The organism is Mesorhizobium sp. RCC_202, from assembly GCF_041355295.1.
Taxonomy (GTDB): Bacteria; Pseudomonadota; Alphaproteobacteria; order Rhizobiales; family Rhizobiaceae; genus Mesorhizobium.
In genome coordinates this window covers 204,257-226,472 of the sequence record NZ_JBFUPO010000008.1, presented here as the reverse complement: position 1 = coordinate 226,472, position 22,216 = coordinate 204,257, and the positions used below count along the sequence as shown (strand labels likewise).

Sequence of the window (22,216 nt, the reverse complement as noted above, 5' to 3'; positions counted from 1 at the left end):
CGCAGGCCCTCTCGGCGTCGGATGGTTGCTATGAAACCCCGTCCGCAAGTCGAGCGGAAGGTTGTTGCCCCAGGTTTGATGCTTGCAGCCTGGCCAGCTCCGCATAAGGAATGTGGCAGCGGATCGTGTGGCCGGCCTCGGCCTCCGTCAGCTCCGGTTCCTGCGTCTCGCAGATGGCGCCGATCTTGCGCGGGCAGCGCGTGTGGAAGACGCAGCCTTTCGGCGGGTTGGCCGCACTCGGGATCTCGCCGTCGAGGCGGATGCGCGAACTCTCGGTACGGTCGAGCTTGGGCACGGCCGACAGCAGCGCTTCGGTATAGGGGTGGTGCGGGCCCGAGAAGACCGCTTCCGACGGGCCGAACTCCATGATGCGGCCGAGATAGAGCACGGCGATCTTGTCGGAGAGATAGCGCACCACGCCAAGGTCGTGCGAGATGAAGATGTAGCTGACATCCTGCTTCGTCTGCAGGTCGGCGAGAAGGTTGAGGATCGCTGCTTGCACTGAGACATCGAGCGCCGAGGTCGGCTCGTCGCACACCACGATGCGTGGGTCGCCGGCGAAGGCGCGTGCGATCGCCACGCGCTGCTTCAGGCCGCCCGACAGCTGGCGCGGCTTGACTGCCAGATGCCGGTCGGTGAGCCGCACCGAGCGGACGAGCTCTTCCAGCCGCGTGTCCAGCGTCTTGCCGCTGAGCCCGCCCAGCCGCTTCAGGGCGCGGCTCAATATATGCCGGATCGAATGCGAGCGATTGAGCGCGGAATCCGGATTCTGGAAGACGATCTGCACCGCCTTGACCTGGTCCTCGGAGCGACTGGCAAGCCGTGGCGCGAGCTTCTTGCCTTCGAGCTCGATCGAGCCGCCATCGTCCGGCGCGACGAGGCCGAGCAGCAGTCTGGCGAAAGTGGTCTTGCCGCTGCCGGATTCGCCGACCAGGCCGAGGGTCTCGCCGGGGCTGAGGCTGACCGAGACGTCCTTCACGGCGCGCAGCGGATGACCGTAGCTGCCATAGGTCTTGTTCAGGCCCTCGACCCGCAGCACCGGCGGCGCCTGCTTGGGCGCCGGCGCCGAAACTTCGGCGGGCGTCGCGCGCGGCAGCGACTGCGCCTTGTCGTGATAATGGCAGCGCGACAGCCGGCCGTCTTCCAGCTCGTAGAGCGGCGGCGGCTCGGCACGGCAGCGCTCGGTCGCCAGCGCGCAACGGTCGGCAAAGGCGCAGCCGACGATGTTGGCGCCGATGCCGGGCAGGAAGCCCGGAATGGTGTCGAGCCGGCCCTGGTCCTTGCGCTGGCCGCCGCGCGGCAGACAGCGCAGCAGCGCCACCGTGTAGGGATGGCGCGGATCGTTGAAGACGTCCTTGGTCGAGCCTTCCTCGACCAGCATGCCGGCATAGAGCACACCGACACGGTCGCACATGTTGGAGACGACGGCGAGGTTGTGGCTGATGAACAGGATCGACGCCGACAACTCGCGCCGCAATTGGCCGATCAGGTCGAGCACTTCGGCTTCCACCGTCGCATCGAGGCCGGTCGTCGGCTCGTCGAGGATCAGCATCGAGGGATCGTTGGCCAAGGCCATGGCGATCGCCACGCGCTGTTGCATGCCGCCGGAAAGCTGGTGCGGGTAGCGCTGCATGACGCTTGGCGGATCCGAGATCCGAACCCGGTTAAGGATGGCGATGGCCTTGTCGGTTGCGTTCTGCCCAGCGACGCCGGCAAGCTCGAAGATCTCGGTCAGCTGCCGGCCGATACGGATCGACGGGTTGAGCGCCTTGCCGGGATCCTGATAGACCATCGACACGCTGTCGGCGCGGGCACGGCGCAGCGCCTCGGCGTCGAGCTTCATCAGATCCTGGCCGTCGAGCGCGATCGAGCCGCCGGTGATCGAGCCGTTGCGCGGCAGATAGCGCACCACCGACAGCGCTACGGTCGACTTGCCACAGCCGGATTCGCCGACCAGCCCATATGATTCGCCGGCGCCGATCTTGAGGTTGACGTTGCGCAGCACCGCACGGTTGCGGCCGCCGACGCGATAGGCGACGGAAAGGTCCTTGAGTTCGAGCGCGTTCTTGTCAGTCATTGAACGCTCCGTGCACGCCGTCGGCGACGAGGTTGACACCGACCACCAGCGACGCGATCGCCAGCGCATCGAACAGCACCGTCCACCAGAAGCCGCCGCCAATCATGCCGTAATTGTTGGAGATCGAAAGGCCCCAGTCGGGCGAGGGCGGCTGGATGCCGAAGCCCATGAAGGAGAGGGTGGCGACGGCAAAGATCGCGTAGCCGAGCCGCACCGTCGTCTCGACCAGGATCGGCGGGATGACGTTGGGCAGGATCTCGACGAACATGGTGTGCATCGCACCTTCATGGCGCAGCTTGGCCGCGGCGACATAGTCGAGCTCGCGTTCGGCCAGCACCGCCGAGCGCACCGTGCGGGCGATGATCGGCGCGAAGCTGAGACCAATGACCACGATCACGGTGGTCTTGGATGTACCGAGCGCGACGATGGCAAGCAGCGCGACGATCACCACCGGGATCGCCATGAAGGCTTCCAGCACGCGGCTGATGACGTCGTCGACGATGCCGCGGAAATAGCCGATGACGAGGCCGAGCGCGGTGCCGGCGATCGTCGCCAGGATCGTCGCCAGCGGCGCCACCGTCAGGATGTCGCGCGAGCCGACGATGACGCGCGAGAACACGTCGCGCCCGATCTGGTCGGTGCCGAACCAGTGCTCTGCCGATGGCGGCGCGAGCGCGTTGATGATGTCGTCGGCAAGCGGGTCGTAAGGCACCAGATGCTCGCCGAACAGCGCGCAGATCACCCAGAATAGCACGATGCCGAAACCGGTCAGGAAGGTGCGGGAGCGCAACAGCGAATGCAGCACCTCGCCCCACGGGCTGCGCTTCGTCGTGGTGTCGGGCGCGGCGCCGATGGGCGTGTCAGTGGCGCTCATTGCTCTGCCCCCAGCCGGATACGCGGATTGAGCACGGAATAGAGGAAGTCGGCGGCAAGCGTTGCCACCGAATAGACGATGCCGATGGTCAGGATGCCGGCCTCCAGCATCGGGAAGTCCTTGCCGCGCGCGGCGGTGAAGATCAGCGAGCCGATGCCCTGGTAGCGGAACAGCGTCTCGATCACGACAAGGCCGCCGATCAGATAGCCGGTCTGCGTTGCTATGACGGTGATCGTCGGCAACAGAGCGTTGCGCAGCACATGGCGCCAGATCACTGTGCGCCACGGCAGCCCCTTCAACACGGCGGTTCTTGTATAATCGGCATCGAGCGCCTCGATCATGCCGGACCGCGCCATGCGGGCAATGTAGCCGAACAGCACCAGGAACAGCGGCAGCGACGGCAGGATCAGATAATAGATCTGGGTGAAGAAGCCGGCGCCTTTCGGCCAGGTCGCGGCGATCGGGAGCCAGCGCAGCCAGACCCCGAAGATCAGGATCAGGATGATGCCGGTGACGAATTCGGGCAGCACCGTCACCGATAGGCCGCCAAGGCTGATGATGCGGTCGAGCGGCCGGTTGAGGTTGAGCGCGGCGATGACGCCGCCGAGTATGCCGATCGGCACCACCAGCACGAAGGCGATCAAGGCCAGTTTCAACGAATTGCCCAAGGCATCGATGACGAACGGAGCCACCGGCGCGCGGAAGACATAGGACATGCCCATGTCGCCCTGCACGAATTTCCAGATCCAGCTTCCGTATTGGACGAGCAGCGGCCGGTCGACGCCGAGCGAATGATTGAGCGTGTCGACGGCGCGCTGATCGGCGAACGGCCCCAGGATGGCTCGGCCGACATTGCCGGGCAGCACTTGGCCGCCGAGGAACACCATGACGCTGAGCAGGAACAGCGTGACGAGCGACAGGGCAATCCGTCGAACGAGGAAGGAGAGAATGGCTAAGACTCCTTATGAAGCCAGCCCCCGTTGAGGGAGCTGGCCGTTAGAGGATTGGCTTTCCCTTTCCGTTCAGCCCTTCGACGCTTTCTCCAGGAACAGCTGCGACATGGCGGTGGGCTGCACGCCTTCCACGCCTTTCGCCGTTGCCGTCAGATAGTCGTAGAAATAGCCGAAGACCACCGGCGTTTCCTCGAGCAGCAGCTTCTGGATCTTGCCGGCGTCGGCCTTCTGCGCTTCGAGGTCGAGGGCCGCGATGTAGCTGGTCGCCAGCTGGTCGTAGTCCTTGTTCTTGAAATGCGCTGCATTCCAGGTGCCGTCGCTCTTGAGCGGCGCCGCCAGATAGACGTTGGGCACGCCGCGGTGGCCGTAGTCGGTGATGCCCATCGCCGAATCCAGCCAGTTCGACTTGCCGAACACGGCATCGCCGTAATAGGCGCCCTGGTCGAGGATGTTGAGCTCGAGCTCGACGCCGATTTCCTTGACCCAGTTCTGGATGAGCTGGGCGTATTCCGGGATTTCGAGATAGCGCTCGGTGGTGAGCGTCATCTTGAAGCCCTGTCCGACGCCCGCCGCTTCCATCAGCTGCTTGGCCTGGGCGATGTCCTGCTTGCGCTGCGGCACGCTGGTGTCGGTCGAGGGGTAGACGGCGGCGAACGGGCTGTCGTTGCCGAGCGCCGAGCGTCCCTTCATGAGGCCGGCGGCGAGTTTCTCGCGGTCGAGGCAGAGCGCTATGGCGCGGCGCACGCGCGCGTCCTTCGTCGGGCCTTCGTCGCAGTGCATATGCAACTGCTGATGCGCGGACGACTTCAGGCTGATGACGTTGACGTTGGGATCGTTGAGGACGGCGACGCCGGCCAGCACGGGCATCTGGTTGATGATGTCGATCTGGCCGCCCTGCAGCGCCAGGATCTGCGGCTGCATGTCGGCGAAGAAGGTGAACTCGGTGCGATCCGGCAGGGCCTTTTCGCCCCAATAGTCGTCGTTGCGTACGAAGGAGGCGCCGACCTTGGCCGTGTACTTCTCGATCTTGAACGGCCCGGTGCCGTCGAAGCTCTTCTCATAGTCGCCCTTGTAGCTCGCCGGGATGATGACGGCGTTGTAGTTGTCGGACGACAGCATGTAGGGGAAGTTGCCGTTCGCCGCGTCGAGGTGGAATTCGACCGTATAGTCGTCGACCTTCTTGGAGGCGCCTTTCTTCAGGATGCCGCTGAACACCGACAGCGCGTTGGACGAGTTTGCCGGATCGGCGAGCCGGTCGATGCTGGCCACCACGTCGTCGGCCTTCATCTCGCCGCCCGAGTGGAATTTCACGCCCTTGCGCAGCTTGAAGGTCCACACCGTGCCGTCGGTGTTGGGTGACCAGCTTTCGGCCAGCGCCGGCTTCAGCACCAGGTCCGGACCGTCGACGCAGAGGAATTCGGCGACCTGCTGCATGACGAGAAGACCGCCGGCGTCGGCGATGGTAACGGGGTCGATCGCCGCCGCGGGCACGCTGCTGCCGACGCGGATGGTGGCGCCGGGTGCGCCGGCGCGGGCGAGCGAGGGCGCCGCGCCGAAGCCGGCGGCCATGCCGATACGGCCGAGCAGCGGCAGCGACAGGCCGAGCAGGCTGCCATGGCGGACGAATTCGCGGCGGCTGATGCGGCCGTCGATCAAACCGTCGATAAGGTGATTTTCGAGCGGCGTCCGGCCGCGGCGCAGGCGGTCGAGAATGCGGTAGTTCTTCATGGGTCTAAGCCCTTTCCCCTAATTGTTGTGGTTGGCGAATGCATTCCAGTTGACGAGTTCCGTGAAGTTCTCCTGTTCCCGGTCTTCATCAATATCGGTCGACGGACAGTAGCATGCGGTTTTGTCTGGTCCATCCGCTCGTTGAAGCGGAAAGGTCAGATTTTCTTGATGAATTGTCTGTCGGCCAGGCGACCCATGGCCGCCCTTTTCTCGATAAGTCCTGCCAGCTTTTCGACATCCTCCTAATTCAGCGGCAGTCTGCGGTAAGTCCCGGGTTTTTCCGGGGCGTGATATTTGTTGCACGGGCCGTTCAGGGCGAAGTCGCGATGGCAGGCGGCAAGCCGGTCCTGCGACAGGGTGACGCCGAGACCGTACCCTTCCGGCACCGGCACCACATTGTTCCTGGGTGAGAACGGGCCTTCCTCGATGATGTCCATCGGCTGCATGCGAAACAGCGACTGATTGGGCTCCCGGATCCAGCCGAGCGCTGCGCACAGATGCAGATAACAGGCGCTGCCGATGCCGGTGTCGCCGCTGTAGCACCAGTAATCGATGCCGGCATGTTCGCAGGCGCCGACGAAGCGCAGCATGCGGCTGATGCCGCCATGCGCCGTCGGATTGCCGACGAAGGCGTCCGGCACCTTCAGCTCCATGGCGCGGGCAACGTCGATGTTGTGGGTCGAAAACGGGATCGAGCAATGCCGGCGCAGTTCGCGCATCTCCTCGGATGTCGCCACCGGGTCTTCCCAGTTGCGCACGCCGAGCTCTTCCAGCGGTCGCGCCAATTGCCTGGCCGTCGCCAGCGAATAGGCCTGGTTGGAATCGATGCGGATCATCGCCTCGTCGCCGAGCTTTTTTCGGATCAGCTCGACCATCTTCATCGAGACCTTTGGGTCCTGCGTCGAGAACTTACCCTCGAAGAAGGTCGTGCCGTAGCGCTGGTTGAGTTCGACGCAATAGTCGGCGACGTCCTCAGGCGTCTTCTCGCCCTTCACCTTGGCGCCGTCGCCGCGCAACGAGAAATAGTCGGTGAAGGGGATGTCCTTGCGCACCGCGCCGCCGAGCAATTGGTAAAGCGGCTGCTTCCACGCCTTGCCGCGCAGGTCCCACAGCGCCATCTCGACGGCGCCGAAGGCCATGATGCGGGTGCGGTCGTTGATCGATTGCACGCCGCTCCAGAAAGGCAGGGAGACTTCCTCGGCGCCGGCGATGTCGAAGGCGTCGCGGCCAATAAGCCGCAGCGCCAGCACATCGTTGATGACGGCGGCCGCGCCCGGCGTCGGCGCCTCGCCGATGCCGACCAGCCCATCCTCGGTCTCGACCTCGACGATGGTCGGCGAGAAACCGTCGAGTTCGCCGAACACCCAGACGTAAGGCGCCTCGAGCCGGTAGTTGATCGGCGTTGCCTTGATACGCGTGATCTTCATCTCAGCCGATCTCGAAGAAGGGATCGCCGAGCAGATTCGGGTCCACGTCGATGCCGAGGCCGGGGCCGTCGGGAACGCCCATATGGCTGCCGGTCACCGGCGGCGCGTTCCTGGCCGTGCGCACCGTGACCCATTCGTGGAAGGCGATGGCATGCAGCCGGCGCTCCTGCGGTGTCGACAGCGACAGGTGCGCCATCGCCGCTGTGTCGATCTCGGCGCCGCCGGTGTCCTCGACCGTGATCATGAAGCCGAGGTCGACGGCCACGTCGCGGATCAGCCGCGTCTGGGTCACGCCGCCCAGCCGCGAGATCTTCAGCGTCAGCCCGTCGGCAGCACCCCGGCGGTGGATTTCCAGCATCTCGCCAAGCGAGGTGACGCTCTCGTCCAGCACCATCGGCTTGTCGAGCATGCGGCGCACCGACATGTTCTCCTCGATCGTCGTGCACGGCTGCTCGAACGTGTAGTCGATGCCGCGCGTGGCGTCGGCGAACTGGCGCGCCTGGTAAGGCGTCCAGCCGGCATTGGCGTCGCAGAAGATCACTGTGCCTTTCGGCACTGCCGAAGCGACCGCGCTCACCCGCTCGATGTCGTCGCGGACAGTACCGCCGACCTTGATCTGCAGACGGCGGCAGCCCTCGGCGATGATCCTCTTGGCCAACGTGGCCATCTGATCGAGCGTGCCGTGGGTGACGACCCGGTAGGTCTCGGCCATATCGCTCTCGCGACCGCCGAGCATGGTCACCAGCGGCACCTCGGCCGCGCGGGCGGCCAGATCCCAGCACGCCATGTCGAGCGCCGACTTGATGTAGGGATGGCCCTTGAACACCGTGTCCATCAGCCGGCCGATGCCGGCAAGGCCGCGTGGGTCCTGGCCGATCAGATGCGGCGCGATCTCCGGCACGCCCGCGCGCGCTCCCGCCGGAAACGCGGCCGAGTAGAAATTGCCGAGCGGCGCCATTTCGCCCCAGCCGGTGACGCCGCTGTCGGAGGTGATGGCGACGATCACCGCGTCGAAACAGTCGGCGACCCGTCCCTTGGACATGCGGTAAGGCCCGTCCACGAAGGGCTGCACGACATGGTAGGCCTTGATGCTCTTGATCTTCACTTTGCCGTCCGTTGTCAGGATGTTGGTCAGGCGCCTTTCGGCAACCGTTTTTCGAGGCTGCGCGCATAGGCAAGAAGCTCTTCGAAATCGAGATCGATATGTTCGCGCGCATGGCGTTGCGCGGCCTTCATGTGGCTGCCTTTGAGCAGCGCCACATAGGTCTCGTGCACGTCGAGCGCCGGCACCGCCTCGTTGCGCGCCCGCTGATGCAGGGCGAAATACATCTGCAGCCGGCTGGTCAGCCGCTGCCAGGTTTCGAGCAGCACCGAATTGTCCGCCCATTCGTAGATCAGCCCATGCAATTGCAACGCCGTCTCGATCTGGCGCGTGGTGTCCAGCGCCCGTGTCGCCTGCTTCACCGCCTCATGGCGATGGTCGAGCTCGTCGAAGAAGCGCCGGTCGCGCTGCGGCCAGGCGAGCTCGATGGCGAACTCGTCGAGCACCTTGTTCAGCGAATAAGCGTCGACGATGTCCTTGGCGGTGACGTCGATGACGAAGGTTCCGGCATAGGGGATGCTGGTCAGGATGCCTTCCTGCACCAGCTCCCGCATCGCCTCGCGCAGCGGCGCGCGGCTCACGCGCATCTGCTCGGAGATGCGCAGCTCGTTCAGCTTCTGGCCCGGCTCCAGCTGTCCGGTGAGGATCGCTCGCCGCAGCAGGGCGACGATCTCCGCCCTGCGGGTCGTGTCCGCGATCGGACTGAAATCCAGCTTTGCCATGCATCACTCCCGGAAGATTTATGCAAGACAATCAGATTGTCGACAATCTAACAAGTAGGAGCTGCAGGATTTTTATGGCCGCGCCTTAGGCCGCTCGGCCGTAGAAGCCGATCCGGTCTTCCTCGCTGAATATGACGCCCGGGCGCTCATAATAGGAAAACACCGCGATCATGCGTTCGCGATTGCCCTCGACGGTGGTGACCCGGTGCGCGGTGTTCTTGCCGCGGAAGGCGTTCAGCGTGCCGGCCTTGATGCGCAGGATTTTCGCCTCTGGGTCGCGGCCCTCAAGCAGCTTTGCCACGCCGTCATAATTCGGCTCACTGTCCGACCGCAGATCGGTGCGGTATTCGAAGTCGCCGCCGCGCTCGGGCGCGTCGGGCTTTCCAGCCTGGCGATCGGCGCGGCACGGCTGGGGTTGGGGATAGCGCTTGGCCAGAGGATCATGGCCGGCGCCGACCTTGAAGCAGGCCGGTTGATCGCGCTGTCATCCGTCTCTGTGCGCCTAGGTCAACCCTATTGCGCTTTCATGCTGCCGGCGAAGTCTGAGCGTGCGGATATCGTCGGGCTGGTCGAGTTGCTCGGAGCAATTCCATGACTTGCGTGAAAAAGAAAACGGCGCCCTCGACGTGGGTGTCGAGGGCGCCGTCGGACCGGAAACTGATGGGGGTTATCAGCTGGCCGGTTTCGGTTGCGGCAAGGGAGAAACCGGCATTCCTGGTCCGATCTTCTGCAAATTGCCCGTGATCACCTGGTCGGTCTCGGAGATGCCGGAGGTCACGGAAACGAGGTCGCCGTCGGTCGGCCCAAGCGACACCAGCTTTTGGTCGACAGTGTTGCCCTTGCCCAGCACGTAGAGATACTTGCCGAGCTGGCTGGAGCCGAGCGCCACCTGCGGCACCATCAGCGTGTTGGGCTGCTCCTTCACATGCAGGCGCACGCGCACATATTGTCCCGGCAGCAGCGTGAACTTGGCGTTGCCGATGGTGGCGCGCGCCGTGATGGTGCCGGTCGAATGGTCGATCGTGTTGTCGATGAAGGTGAGCTCGCCCTTCTGGCTGGGCACCGTCTCGCCGGGCAACAGCACATCGACGGCGATCGGACCGGCGGCCTTTGCCTGAGCGATCTGGATGAGATCGGTCTCGCTCGGGTTGAAGGTCACGTAGATCGGGTCGAGCTGCACCAGCGTGTTGAGGACCGTGCCGGCGACGCTGACCAGCGTGCCGACCGAGGCCTGGTTGCGGCCAATGCGGCCGTTGAACGGCGCCTTGATTTCGGCATAGCCGAGATTGAGCTCGGCCGTCCGCACCGCAGCCTGGTCGACGGCAAGGGCGGCTTGCGCCGTGCGCAAGGTGCTGGTGCGTTGGTCGAAGCTGTCCTTGTCGAGGTAGCCGGCCTTGGCAAGGTCGGTGCCGCGGCCGAGATTGGAGCGGGCGTAGTCTAGCGTCGCGTTATCGCGCTGCACCTGCGCCTGCGCCTGATCGAGCGCTGCCTGATAATCCTGCGGCGCGATCCGGTAGAGCAGGGCGCCCTGGCTCACGTCGCTGCCGTCGGCGGCGGTCTGCTCCTGCAGATAGCCCGGCACGCGCGCCTGCAGCGTGATGCTGCGGATCGCTTCGACACGCGCAGCGTAGTCGAGATAGATCGGCAAGGTCTTCTTGACGACATTGACCACCGGCACCGGCATGACGAAGGCCGCCGGGGCGGGCGCGGCGCCCGCGGTGCCGCTACCGAGGTAGCCCGGGTTCAGCAGGTGAACGCTTGCCACCGAGACCGCGCCGATCGCGACGGCGGCTCCTAAGGCGATTTTCCATCTACGCATGATCGTTCTCCAATCCTATTCGGCCGCCTGGGCGGGCCTATTCAGCCGCCTGGGCGAGCGGCTGAAGCGCCGGCTCGGCGGTCGGTTCAATTTCTTCTTCGCCAGGGGCGTCGTGGTGCCCCTTGGCTGGTTCCTTTTCGCCGCGCCGTTCGCGCAGCTGTTCGATGACCGCGTAGAAGACCGGCACGAAGACCAGCGACAGCACCGTCGCCGCCACCATGCCGCCGAAGACGGTGGTGCCGATCGACTGGCGGCTGGCAGCACCAGCGCCTGTCGCAAACATCAGCGGCAGCACGCCGAGGATGAAGGCGAAGGCCGTCATCAGGATCGGCCGCAGCCTCAGCCGTGCCGCTTCCATCGCCGCTTCGACGATGGTCAGGCCTTCCTCGCGCCGCCGTCTTGCGAACTCGACGATCAGAATCGCATTCTTTGCCGCCAGGCCGATCAGCATGACGAAGCCGATCTGCGAGTAGACGTCGATCTGCATGCCGCGCAGCAAAAGGGCCACGAAAGCGCCGAACAAAGCGAGCGGCACCGCCAAGAGCACCATGAACGGCATCGCCCAGCTCTCATACTGCATCGCCAGGATCAGGAAGACGAAGACGATGGCGAGGCCGAAGACGACCGAGGCGATCGATCCCGCCTTGAGCTCCTGGAAGGTGATGCCGGTCCATTCGAAACCGAAATCCCTGGGCAGCGCGGTGGCAGCGGCGCGTTCCATGGCAGCGACCGCCTGGCCCGAAGAGAAGCCGGGTGCGGCACCGCCATTGATCGAGGCCGATGCGTTGTTGTTGTAGTGCGGCACGGTTTCCGGACCGACGAACGGCACCAGCTTGCCCAGCGTGCTAAGCGGCACCATGCCGCCAGACGCGTTGCGCACATAGAGCCGCGAAATGTCGGCCACGCCCGCACGTGCATCCTTGTCGGCCTGGATGGTCACCCGGAAGGTGCGGCCGAACAGGTTGAAGTCGTTCACGTAGAGCGAGCCGAGATAGATCTGCAGCGTGTTGAAGACGTCGGGCAGGTTGAGGCCGAGCAGTTTGGCCTTGCTGCGGTCGAGGTCGTAGTTGAGCTGCGGCGTCGAGGTCGAGAACGGCGAGAACAGCTGCTGCGGATTGATCTCCGGCTGCTTGCGGGCCTCGGCGATCACAGCCTGCGTCGCGTCGTTGAGAGCCACGCTGCCGCGGCCGGTCAGATCCTCAACGACGAATTCGAAGCCGCCCGTGGTGCCGATACCCGGAATGGAAGGCGGATCGAAGGACAGCGCGAAGGCTTCCGGAATCTGCATCAGCTTGCCGCGCACGTCGGCGACGAGCTTCGATGCGCTCTGGTCGGGGCCGCGCTGTTCCCACGGCTTCAGGATGGCGAATTCGACCGCCGAATTCGACTGCGCCGCGCTGGTCAGGAAGTTCAGGCCGCTGATCGAGCCGACAATGTCGACGCCGGGCGTCGCCTGCAAGATGTCGCGCGCCTTCTGAGCGACCGCGTCGGTGCGCTCCAGCGAAGCGCCGTCAGGCAACTGGATGACGACGAAGAAGTAGCCCTGGTCCTCGACCGGAAGGAAGGTCGACGGCAGCTTCTGCCAGACGAAGTAGGTGGCGACCAGGCCGGCCGCGAACAGGCCAAGCATGATCCAGCGCAGCCGGATGAGGATGCGCACGCCATGCGCATAGGCATGCGACAGTTTGTCGAAGCCCGCATTGAACCAGCGGAACGGCGCGAATTGCGTCGGGCCGCCATGGCGCAGGAAGGCCGCACTCAGCGCCGGGCTGAGCGTCAGCGAGTTGAAGGCCGAGATGCCGACCGAAATCGCTACCGTCAGCGCGAACTGGTTGTAGAGCTTGCCGGAGACGCCTGGAATGAAGGCGACGGGCACGAAGACCGCCATCAGCACCGCCGTGGTAGCGATGATCGGGCCGGTGACTTCAGCCATCGCGGCCTTTGTCGCCGCCAGCGGTTTGAGTCCCGCCTCCAATTGTCGTTCGACGTTTTCGACCACGACGATGGCGTCGTCGACGACGAGGCCGATGGCCAGCACCATGCCGAGCAGAGACAGCATGTTGAGCGAGAAGCCGAGCATCTCCATGACGACCATCGTCGCTATCAGCGACACCGGAATGGCGATGGTCGGGATGATCGTCGTGCGCCAGCTCTGCAGGAAGACGAAGACCACGGCGACGACAAGTACAAGCGCTTCGCCGAGCGTGATCAGCACGTCATGCATCGAGGCCGAGACGAAGCGCGTCGTGTCGTAGTGCATGCCATAGGCGACGCCCTTGGGGAAACGGGCGGACAGCTCCTGCATCTTGTCCTTGACGCGTTGCTGCAGATCGAGCGCGTTGGAACCGGGCATCTGATAGACGGCGAGTACGACGGTCGGGTCCTTGCCGAAGAAGGCCGACGACGAATATTGCAGCGCGCCGAGCTCGATGCGCGCGACGTCGCGCAACCGCACCAGCGAGCCGGTGTCGGTGTTGGCGCGCACGACGATGTCACCGAACTCCTTCGGGTCGCTCAAACGGCCGACGGCGTTGACCTGCATCTCGAAAGCGGTGCCGGCCGGCGCCGGCGACTGGCCGATCTTGCCGGCCGCCACCTGGACGTTCTGTTCCGAGATGGCGTTCTGGACGTCGACGGCGGTGATGCCCAGATTGGCCAGTTTGTCGGGATCGAGCCAGACGCGCATCGAATAGCGGCGCTCGCCGAAAATCTGCACGTCGCCGACGCCTTGCAATCGCTTCAACGGGTCGACGATCTGCAGATAGGCAAGGTTCGACAGCGCCACCGGATCGACCGAACTGTCGGGCGAGGTCAGGTTGACGATGAGGACGAAATTCGGGTTCTGCTTCTTGATCGTCACGCCACCCTGGTTGACGATGGCCGGCAGCGACGAGGCGGCTTGCGAGACGCGGTTCTGCACGTCGACAGCTGCGGTGCTGAGCGAATAGCCGACGTCGAAAGTGATGGTGATGGTCGAGGAGCCGTCATTCGAGCTCGTCGACGACATGTAGGTCATGCCTTGCACGCCGTTGATCTGCTGCTCCAGCGGCGTCGTCACCGTATCGGCGACCACCTGCGCGCTGGCGCCCGGATAGTGCGCGCTGACCACGACCTGCGGCGGCGTGATGTCGGGAAACTGCGAAACCGGCAAAAGGAAATAACAAATCGTCCCGGCGAGCACCATGATGATGGCGATCGCCGAGGCGAAGATCGGACGGTGGATGAAGAAATTTACCATGACACACATGCCTCGCCGGCTGCTCTCGCCCGCCCGAAGGCGCTGGCAACCATGGACAACTGGCCGCCCCCGTCACGGCTTTCTTGCCGTGAACGCAGCAACGGCACCTCATGACGCTGCCCATCGGCAAGCGAGCGAAGCATCTTCTCGAAGGCGCGGGGGTCGACCCCATCTGCTTTCATGACCAGCCGGATCATCGGATCCCGGACAGCTTCATCTATGGTAAGATCGCGGCGCTGTGGCATTGGCCGGCTCCTTGTCTGTCGATTCGCAGCCCATGCTCGCGAACCGTTTTTCATCTCTTCACCGGCCGGAGCCGCATGAATTGCAGTTTTTCGCTCATTCCGATCTGGCAGGACCAGTTCACGCCCTTGTTATTGACGGAGGGCGACATAGGTGTTACCAGTAAGTAACATTTGCATAGTTACAGACCGGTAACACCCTAGTCAAGAGGTGGCCGTGGTTTTTAGGAAACGAAAGGAGATCATGATGACCGACGGCGTCGTGGAACGCTCACGTCCCCGGGATCGAATCCTCGAGACGGCGCGTGACATGTTCCACAAGCACGGCATCAAGGGCGTTGGCGTCGATGCCATCACCGAAGCTGCCGGCACGAACAAGATGACGCTCTATCGTCACTTCGAATCCAAGGACGAACTGATCGTCGAATGCCTGCGCGCCAACGCGGCCAAGGCCGGTGCGATGTGGGAGGCTTTCGAAGTTGAATTTCCCGGCGACAAGCTTGCGCAGCTTCATGCCTGGGTTCGCAAGGCGGCTGCCATGCTCAATGCCGATGGCCGCGGCTGCGACATGGCTAATGCCGCCGCTGAGCTGACCGAGCCGGACCATCCGGCGAGGCTTGTAATCAAGGAGCTCAAGGAAGCCCAGCGCCACCGCCTTGTGACATTGTGCCGGGATGCCGGCATCGGCCAGGCCGAACTGCTCGCCGATACGCTATCGCTTCTGTTCGAGGGCGCGCGCGTCAGCGTACAGACCGTGGGCACCGAAGGGCCCAGCACGCAGTTCGTGCGTATGGCCGAGGGCCTGATCGCGTCATTTAGAGCACGCTGAGCGCGGCTTCGAGCGCGCGACTCCCCCTCATCCGGCCGCTTCGCGGCCACCTTCTCCCCGAGGGGAGAAGAGGAAGCCTGCGCTAACCCGCTCCACTCCCCTCGGGGAGAGGTCGGATTGCCCGAATTGCAAAGCAATTCGACTCGGCAATCCGGGTGAGGGGGCTGGCGCCACATCCAAGCGCGCAAAGAAAAAGCCCGCTGCCGGGAGGAGGTGGCAGCGGGCTTGATTTCGAATGCGGCACGGGAGGAGGTGTACCGCACTCATCGTCGGCATCACATCTGGGAGGAGGAGACGGCCGACACCCAGGTAAATACGGGCTGCCTAACGATTCGGCAATTGCGAAACATGCATAGCTGCTGTGCAGAATTGCGGGATCAATCGTCTGACAAATACGAGGAACCGCGTTTGGCGCCCGGCTAGAGAATGATGCCGAAAAGTGTGAAGCGGGTTTCGCAAGGCATCATGCTCTTTGACACTGACCCCTATTGTACGGGGACATTCTCCTTGAAGATCAGCCGCGGCTCGATGAATTTCTTGGTCAGATAGGGCGCCGATGAGGCGATCGAGCCGAGCAGGCGGATCACCGATTGCTCCGCGATCAGCCGCGCATTCTGGTCGATGACGACATCGGCAAGGTCGTCGACGAGATAGCGCCGCGTCTCCTTGGTCAGGTCGTGACAGATGAAGACCGGCTTCTTGCGCGGCTTGGCCTCGAGCAGCGCCTTGGCCACGCCCGAGCGCCCGCCGCCGACGCAATAGATGCCGAGCAGTTCCGGTTCGTTGTGCAGCGCCTTGATCGTCGCGCGGTAGCAGGCGTCCGGCTCGTCATTGCTCTCAGCGGCACTGGAGACGGTGAGGTTTGGGAACTCTTCGCTGAGCACCGAGCGGAAGCCCATTTCGCGCTCCTCATGGCCGCGATAGGAGCGCGAACCGACCACCATCGCCAGATGCCCTGTACGGCCATCGAGGAAGCGACCCATCAGCAGCGCCGCCGTGCGGCCCGCCACGCGATTGTCGATGCCGACATAGGCCGAGCGCGGCGCTGCCGGCACGTCGGAGACCAGGGTGACCAGCCTGATCCCGGCCTCGACCAGCTCGCGCAGGATGTCGCGCGTGCGCGGGTGATCGACGGCGATGACGCCGACGCCATTGGCCTTGAGCGATAGGTTTTCGACCGCCGCCTGCAAAGCGCCCGGCGAGATGCCGGCAAGGTTATGGATGCGGCAGGAGGCGACAAGCGGCAGGCGCTGGGCGTAGTCCTCGATATGGCCGGCAAGGTCGGCCATGAAGGCGTTGCTGCCGATCGGCAGGAAGAATTCGAGATGCGCCGGCTTCGACGGCAACACCACCTGGTCGAGTGTCGGCAGATAGCCGAGCTGCTTGGCCGCCTCCATCACGCGCTGGCGGTTGGCGGCACTTGCGCCCGGACGGTTGTTCAGCACCCGGTCGACAGTCGCGGTCGACAGGCCGCAGCTTCTGGCGATGTCGGCTACGGTGGCTTTCATGGGTCCAGTCATAGGATCGGATACGAGCCCGTGTCAGCCGAAATCAGCCATGCGATGGCGGGCCGTCGGTAATCGCATCGCGGATTTCCTTGTCCGACATGCCGGTGATGACGCGCTCGACCTCGGCGACCGTGGTCCTTTTCGGATCGATATCGTCGGCCACCACCTTGCCGCGGCGCATCACCACGATGCGGTCGACCACCTGGAAGACATGGTGGATGTTGTGGGCGATGAAGATGCAGGAATGGCCGGAATCGCGCGCGCTGCGCACGAAGCTCAGCACGCCTTGGGTTTCTGCGACGCCGAGATTGTTGGTCGGCTCGTCGAGGATGATGAGGTCGCTGTCGAAATGCATGGCGCGCGCGATCGCCACCGCCTGCCGCTCGCCGCCGGACAGCGAGCCGATCGGCGTCGTCGGCGGGATGTTCTTGGTGATGCCGACCTGCCGAAGCAGGTCGCGCGCCACATTGTTCATCGCCTCCTGGTCCATGCGGTTCAAAAAGCGCGGCGACTTGATCGGCTCGCGGCCGAGGAACAAATTGCGCGCGATCGACAGCTGCGTGACCAGCGCCGAGTCCTGGTAGATCGTCTCGATGCCATGCGCGATGGCGTCGCTGGTGCTGCGTAGGCTCACCTTCTTGCCGCGGATGAAGATGTCGCCGCTGGTCAGCGGCACGGCGCCCGACAAAACCTTGATCAGCGTCGACTTGCCGGCGCCATTGTCGCCGAGCAGGCCGACGATCTCCCTTTCATTGACGTGGAAGTTGGCGTCCACCAGCGCCTGCACGCGCCCGTAGGACTTGCGGATGTTTGTCATGCGGATGAGCGGCTCAGCCATGGTTCACGTCCCTGCCTGGTGCCGGCGTTCAAGCCATGAGTGCAGCGCCATCATGCCAAGGATGATCGCGCCGATGAAGATGTTGTAGGCAAGCCCGGGCACGCCGATCAGCACGATGCCGTTGCGCATGACGCGCAGGATCAGGATGCCGAGCACGGTGCCGATGATGGTGCCGCGCCCGCCGGTCAGCGCTGTGCCGCCGATCACCACCATGGCGATGACCTCGAGCTCGTAGCCGGTGCCACTGTTGGGATTGGCGGCGGACGTGCGCAGCGATGAGATGACGCCGGCAAGCGAGGCCATCACCGCGGACAGGATGAACAGGCCGATCTTGACGCCGTTGACGTTGACGCCGCGCGCTCGCGCCGCTAGTGGATTGCCACCCGCGGCCTGGATCCAGTTGCCGACCCGGCTCTGTGTCAGCACGTAGCCGAGCACGATCGCGGCACCTATGAACCAGAACAGCGAGGCATAGACGCGGAACGGGCCGACATAGAAGTCGCCGACCAGCATATTCGCCAGCCAGCTGCCTTCCGCGCTCCAGGTGCGCTGCGGGAAACCGTCGGTGACGAACAGCGCCGTGCCGCGCACGACCAGAAGCATGCCGAGCGTCACCAGGAAGGACGGGATCTTGAGTTGCGTGACGAACCAGCCATTGACCAGCCCGATGAAGGCGGCGACCACCAGCGCGATCAGCAGGCCAACCTCCAGCGAGGTGACTCCGCTGTTGTAGAGCGTCCACATCAGCACCGGCGAAAAGCCGAACAGCGAGCCGACCGAGAGGTCGAATTCGCCCGAGGTCATCAGCAAGGTCATCGCCAGCGCGATCAGGCCGAGCTCGACGGTGAAGGCCAGGATGTTGGAAATGTTCTGCGGCGACAGGAAGTCCGGATTGATGCCCCAGAAGACGACAAGCTCGACGACGAGCAGCACCAGCGGACCGAATTCCGGCCGCCCGATCAGACGTTGGATGAAGGAACGGTTTTCCATTGGACCCGCGACATGAGGGCCGGCCACCCGATGCGGCGCGACAGGACAGGAAAACGGTCGCGACCGTTGTAGTCGCGACCGTCGGATTCAGGGATTATTTGCCGGACAGGATCTTATCGTAGACGCCGGCGGTGTCCTTCTCGTAGAGCGCGCCGGTGATGACGTTGAAGCCCGGAGGAATGCCGCTGGCGGCCATGTTGGCCAGCGAAAGCGCGACATAGCTGGTCGCCTGCGGGTCCTGCCACTGACCGGCGTTGACGTAGCCGTTCAGCACTTCCTGGGTGGTGTCGAGCGAGTTGCCCCAACCGACGACCGGGATTTCGCCCGGCTTGATGCCGGCCTGGTCGAAGACGCGCTTGATCGAGCCGGTGACGAGGTCGCCGAGGCCGATGATTGCCTTCACCTTGCCCTTGTGGGCGGTCAGGTAGTCGACCATGCGGTTGATCGCTTCGGCCTGGTCGAGCGTGGCTTCGGTCACCTCATAGGTGATGCCGGCTGGCCCGAACACGCTCTTGATGCCTTCTTCTTCCTGCACGCCATAGGTGGCGCCGGGGATCTCGACCGGCATCCAGACGAAATCGCCCTTCTTCACCAGGCCCTTGTCGACCAGATACTGCGCCCAGTGTTTGCCGAAGGTGACATTGTCGCCGCCGACATAGGCGTTGAAGTCGGCCTTCGGATCGGGCGTGTTGAAGTTGATGATCGGGATGTTGGCCGCGCGCGCCTCCTTGACGATCTCGATCAGGCTGCCCGGATCGGGGCTGGTGGTGGTGATGCCGTCGGCCTTGGCCGCGATCGCGGCGCGCACGGCTTCCTGCTGCGACGCCACGTCGCCATTGTGGAACGAGGTGTTGACGGTGTTGCCGGTGTCCTTGGCCCATTGCTTGGCGCCGGCCAGGAAATAGGTCCAGACCGGATCGGCTGGCCCGCCATGCGAAATCCAGTAGAACGTCTTGGCCTGTGCCGCCGCCGGAATGGCGAGCGCCACGATCAAGCCAAGCACAAGCAGTCTTAGCCTCGAAAGCATTCGATTTCCTCCCATGTTGAAACCAGTTCCACTTCAGCGCAACGCGGCCGAGAGACCGCTCCTCCTGCCAGCGCCGACCGGAACGTCTAGAGCATTCCCTTTTTCAGGCGATGGCAAGCCTCCATCGCCAATGGATGTTGGCGCAGGCGCGCACGCCATCAGCAATTCCATCAGATTGCATCAGTTGCTGTATATTTGTGTGAGGTCGTTAGCCCCGCTGACCTGCCTGCCGGCGCTCGGCGCGGCGGCCGCGCCAGATTCTGCCGAGCCAGTCGGCCGCCAGCGCCAGCACCAGGAGCGAGCCGACCGCGCAACTCGTCCATGCCGCGTCGACGCCGACCAGCGCCATGCCGCTCAGCACCACCTGGACCAGCAGCGCGCCGATGGCGGCACCTATGGCGCTGCCATGGCCGCCCGACAGCCGCGTGCCGCCGAACAACGCCGCGGCGATCGCGAGCAGCACAAAGCCGTTGCCGTCGGCGGGGACGACCGAGCCTTGCGCGCCGAGATGGATGATGCCCGCAAACCCGGCGATCGCGCCCATCACCGCCAACACGGTCAACCGCACCTTGCCTGTCGCGATGCCGGCATGAGCGGCGGCTTCCGGGTTGCTGCCGGTCGCTTGCACCCGATAGCCGAAGCGGGTGCGGTGCAGAACAAGCTGTAGCCCGAGCGCCAGCAGAATGAAGATCACGACGCTTGCCGGGAAAGTGCCGAAGGCCTTGCCGGAAAGGACATGAAAGACGTTGCTGTCGCTCACAGGCGCCGGGGCAACGCCTTGCCCCTTGCCGATCACCAGCGACAGCCCGTCGATCGCCCACCATGTACCGAGCGTCACCGCGATGACCGGCACGCGCAGCGCCAGCGCAAGCGCGCCGTTGACGACGCCGATGGCGGCGCCCAGCACGACTCCGGCGAGCGCCGATAGCCAGGGATCGATCCCGGCCGTCATGAGTAATGCGGCGACGATTGCCGCCAGGTGGAACACCGCGCCGACCGAGAGGTCGATCTCGCGGATGGCAAGCACGAACACCATGCCGACAGCGACGATGCCGGGCAGGGCGGCCTGCTGCAGCAGCGCCATCAGATTGGCGGGTTCCACGAACGGCCGTTGCAGCCAGCCGAGCAGGCCGACAAGTATGGCCAGCACAATGACCACGCCGGTTTCGACCGGCAGGCGAAAGCCTCGCTTTGCCTTCGGGGTTCCGGACCCGGCCAGGCGCGGACTGGCTTCCGTGCTCGTCATGCCGCATTCCTCTCGGCCGCGTTCTTCTGGCCTGCATTCTTCTGGCCCGCATTCTTCTGGCTTGTCGGCAAAGGGGCGCGCACGGTAGCCGCATCGGTGGCGATCAGCGTGCGCAGCGCCGTCGGATCCATGTCGGCGCCGGCGGCCTCGCCGGCGATCCGGCCATGGCGCAACGCAATCACGCGGTCGCAAAGCCCGGTCAATTCGGATGTCTCGGTCGAGTGCAGGAACACGATGCAGCCGCTCGCCGCCATCTGCCTGATCAGGCCGTAGATCTCCTGCTTGCTGCCGATGTCGATGCCGCGCGCCGGATCGTCGAGCAGCATCACCTGCGGACCGATCTCCAGCCATTGGGCGATGGCCACCTTCTGGCGGCTGCCCGGCGGCAGCGCGCCGGCAAGGTCCTGCGGATCGCTGCGGATGCGCAGAGCCTCGATCTGCCGCGCTGCGCGCTCGGCGGCCAAAGCCGGCCTGTAGATGCGCCGGCCCCAGTCGCGCGCGCCGACCACCACACTGGAGAGGTTGAACGCAATCGATTTGTCGTCCATCAGCCCGTTGCCGGTCCGGTTGGAGACCAGGCATATGCTGCGCCGCGCCGCTTCCGTCCGGTTCTTCGGCAGGCTGTCGCCATCGGGAAAACGCACCTTGCCCTTGCGCGCCCGGCGCTGCCCAAACAGCATGGCGAAGAGGTCCGACACGCCGGAGCCGGGAAGCCCGGCGAGGCCGAGGATTTCGCCGGCGCGAGCAGTGAACTCGACACCGGCCAGACGGCCGCCGCTCAGACCGCTGACGGCAAGCTGCGGCCTGAGCGTGCCGGCGACGGCCGACAGCGAGCGCAGCGGCAGCGGGAACAGCGCCTGGCGCAACTGCCCGATCATCGCCTCCTCGGAGGCCGTCAGTTCCGATCGGCGCTTGGACAGCACGTCACGGCCGTTGCGCATGACGGTGATCTGGTCGGCAAGCCCGAGCGCCTCGTCCAGCCGGTTCGACAGATAGAGCACCGTCATTCCCCTGGACTTCAATTCGCCAAGCACCGCAAACAGGCGCCCGCTCTGGCGCCGGTCGAGTGTTTCGCAGGGTTCGTCCAGTACGAGCAGCCGGGGGTGTTCGAGCAGCGCCCGGGCGATGGCGACGAGCTGTCGTTCGGCCGGATCGAGTTCGCCGAGCGGCGCGCGAACATCGGCGGCGAGACCGAGCTGGCGCAGCAGGTCGACACTGCGCGCCTGCATCTCGCGGCTTGAGACCAGACCGTTGCGCAATGGCTCGCGGTTGACGAACAGATTGGCAAGCACGGAACGTTCAGGGAAAAGCGCGGACTGCTGCAGCACCGCGGCGATGCCGCGCTTGCGCGCCGCGTTCGGATTGTCGAGGGCAATTTTATGGCCGTCGATCTCGATCGCGCCGCTGTCCGGCCGCAGGATGCCTGCCATGACCCTTGCCAGTGTCGATTTGCCGGCGCCGCTTTCGCCGATGACGGCATGGATCGTGCCGCGCTCGGCGGCCAGGCTCATATCTTCGAGCGCAACAAAGCCTCCAAGGCGCTTGGCGGCATTGCGCACCGAGATCAGCGGCGAATCGGACATGTCGGCGGCCCCC

The 22,216-nt window shown here is 64.6% G+C and carries 18 protein-coding genes; 2 read left to right on the top strand and 16 right to left on the bottom strand.

Features of this window, described 5'->3' with window-relative positions; translation table 11 throughout:
- Positions 1–28 precede the first annotated feature (28 nt).
- The 10 genes from AB6802_RS19885 to AB6802_RS19840 form a co-directional block, all read right to left on the bottom strand.
- Positions 29–2,077 carry a dipeptide ABC transporter ATP-binding protein gene (locus tag AB6802_RS19885; RefSeq protein ID WP_371011873.1) on the bottom strand — a complete coding sequence of 683 codons (2,049 nt, stop codon included), beginning with the start codon at positions 2,075–2,077 and terminating at the stop codon, positions 29–31.
- Positions 2,070–2,951, bottom strand: coding sequence for an ABC transporter permease (locus AB6802_RS19880; protein ID WP_371011872.1), 882 nt, complete (start codon positions 2,949–2,951; stop codon positions 2,070–2,072). Before AB6802_RS19880 ends, AB6802_RS19885 begins: the two co-directional genes overlap by 8 nt.
- A complete protein-coding gene (locus tag AB6802_RS19875) occupies positions 2,948–3,901 on the bottom strand; it encodes an ABC transporter permease (RefSeq protein ID WP_371011972.1) in 954 nt (317 codons plus the stop codon). Before AB6802_RS19875 ends, AB6802_RS19880 begins: the two co-directional genes overlap by 4 nt.
- 72 nt (positions 3,902–3,973) lie before the next feature.
- Entirely contained in the window at positions 3,974–5,632 is a 1,659-nt protein-coding gene (locus tag AB6802_RS19870) for an ABC transporter substrate-binding protein (RefSeq protein WP_371011871.1), read from the bottom strand.
- Between the two features lie 242 nt (positions 5,633–5,874).
- Positions 5,875–7,059, bottom strand: coding sequence for a mandelate racemase/muconate lactonizing enzyme family protein (locus AB6802_RS19865; protein WP_371011870.1), 1,185 nt, complete (start codon positions 7,057–7,059; stop codon positions 5,875–5,877).
- 1 nt (position 7,060) lies between these two features.
- Positions 7,061–8,164, bottom strand: coding sequence for a mandelate racemase/muconate lactonizing enzyme family protein (locus AB6802_RS19860; RefSeq protein WP_371011869.1), 1,104 nt, complete (start codon positions 8,162–8,164; stop codon positions 7,061–7,063).
- Positions 8,165–8,190: 26 nt separating this feature from the next.
- The gene (locus AB6802_RS19855) at positions 8,191–8,883 is read right to left on the bottom strand and encodes a GntR family transcriptional regulator (RefSeq protein WP_371011868.1); all 693 of its coding nucleotides are present in this window, start codon (positions 8,881–8,883) and stop codon (positions 8,191–8,193) included.
- An 85-nt stretch (positions 8,884–8,968) separates the two neighbouring features.
- Complete coding sequence (locus AB6802_RS19850) at positions 8,969–9,184, bottom strand: hypothetical protein (RefSeq protein ID WP_371011867.1); 216 nt, start codon at positions 9,182–9,184, stop codon at positions 8,969–8,971.
- Positions 9,185–9,553: 369 nt separating this feature from the next.
- Positions 9,554–10,702, bottom strand: coding sequence for an efflux RND transporter periplasmic adaptor subunit (locus tag AB6802_RS19845; protein ID WP_371011866.1), 1,149 nt, complete (start codon positions 10,700–10,702; stop codon positions 9,554–9,556).
- A 37-nt stretch (positions 10,703–10,739) separates the two neighbouring features.
- The gene (locus AB6802_RS19840; protein ID WP_371011865.1) at positions 10,740–13,940 is read right to left on the bottom strand and encodes an efflux RND transporter permease subunit; all 3,201 of its coding nucleotides are present in this window, start codon (positions 13,938–13,940) and stop codon (positions 10,740–10,742) included.
- A 110-nt stretch (positions 13,941–14,050) separates the two neighbouring features.
- Here AB6802_RS19840 and AB6802_RS19835 point away from each other — a divergent pair, with 110 nt between their 5' ends.
- Both AB6802_RS19835 and AB6802_RS19830 read left to right on the top strand, forming a co-directional pair.
- The gene (locus AB6802_RS19835; protein WP_371011864.1) at positions 14,051–14,353 is read left to right on the top strand and encodes a hypothetical protein; all 303 of its coding nucleotides are present in this window, start codon (positions 14,051–14,053) and stop codon (positions 14,351–14,353) included.
- Between the two features lie 76 nt (positions 14,354–14,429).
- Positions 14,430–15,011, top strand: a complete 582-nt coding sequence (locus AB6802_RS19830; RefSeq protein WP_371011863.1) for a TetR/AcrR family transcriptional regulator — start codon at positions 14,430–14,432, stop codon at positions 15,009–15,011.
- Between the two features lie 485 nt (positions 15,012–15,496).
- Here AB6802_RS19830 and AB6802_RS19825 read toward each other — a convergent pair whose 3' ends face one another.
- The 6 genes from AB6802_RS19825 to AB6802_RS19800 form a co-directional block, all read right to left on the bottom strand.
- On the bottom strand, positions 15,497–16,519 hold the full coding sequence (locus AB6802_RS19825; protein WP_371011862.1) for a LacI family DNA-binding transcriptional regulator: 1,023 nt from the start codon (positions 16,517–16,519) through the stop codon (positions 15,497–15,499).
- A gap of 43 nt (positions 16,520–16,562) precedes the next feature.
- On the bottom strand, positions 16,563–17,357 hold the full coding sequence (locus AB6802_RS19820; RefSeq protein ID WP_371011861.1) for an ATP-binding cassette domain-containing protein: 795 nt from the start codon (positions 17,355–17,357) through the stop codon (positions 16,563–16,565).
- Between the two features lie 3 nt (positions 17,358–17,360).
- Positions 17,361–18,347 (bottom strand): ABC transporter permease, encoded by a 987-nt coding sequence (locus AB6802_RS19815; protein WP_371011860.1) that lies wholly within the window; start codon positions 18,345–18,347, stop codon positions 17,361–17,363.
- A 94-nt stretch (positions 18,348–18,441) separates the two neighbouring features.
- Positions 18,442–19,374 (bottom strand): substrate-binding domain-containing protein, encoded by a 933-nt coding sequence (locus AB6802_RS19810; RefSeq protein ID WP_371011859.1) that lies wholly within the window; start codon positions 19,372–19,374, stop codon positions 18,442–18,444.
- A 208-nt stretch (positions 19,375–19,582) separates the two neighbouring features.
- Positions 19,583–20,620, bottom strand: coding sequence for an ABC transporter permease (locus tag AB6802_RS19805; protein WP_371011858.1), 1,038 nt, complete (start codon positions 20,618–20,620; stop codon positions 19,583–19,585).
- Positions 20,617–22,203, bottom strand: coding sequence for a sugar ABC transporter ATP-binding protein (locus AB6802_RS19800; RefSeq protein ID WP_371011857.1), 1,587 nt, complete (start codon positions 22,201–22,203; stop codon positions 20,617–20,619). The genes AB6802_RS19805 and AB6802_RS19800 overlap by 4 nt, the downstream gene beginning before the upstream one ends.
- Positions 22,204–22,216 lie beyond the last annotated feature (13 nt).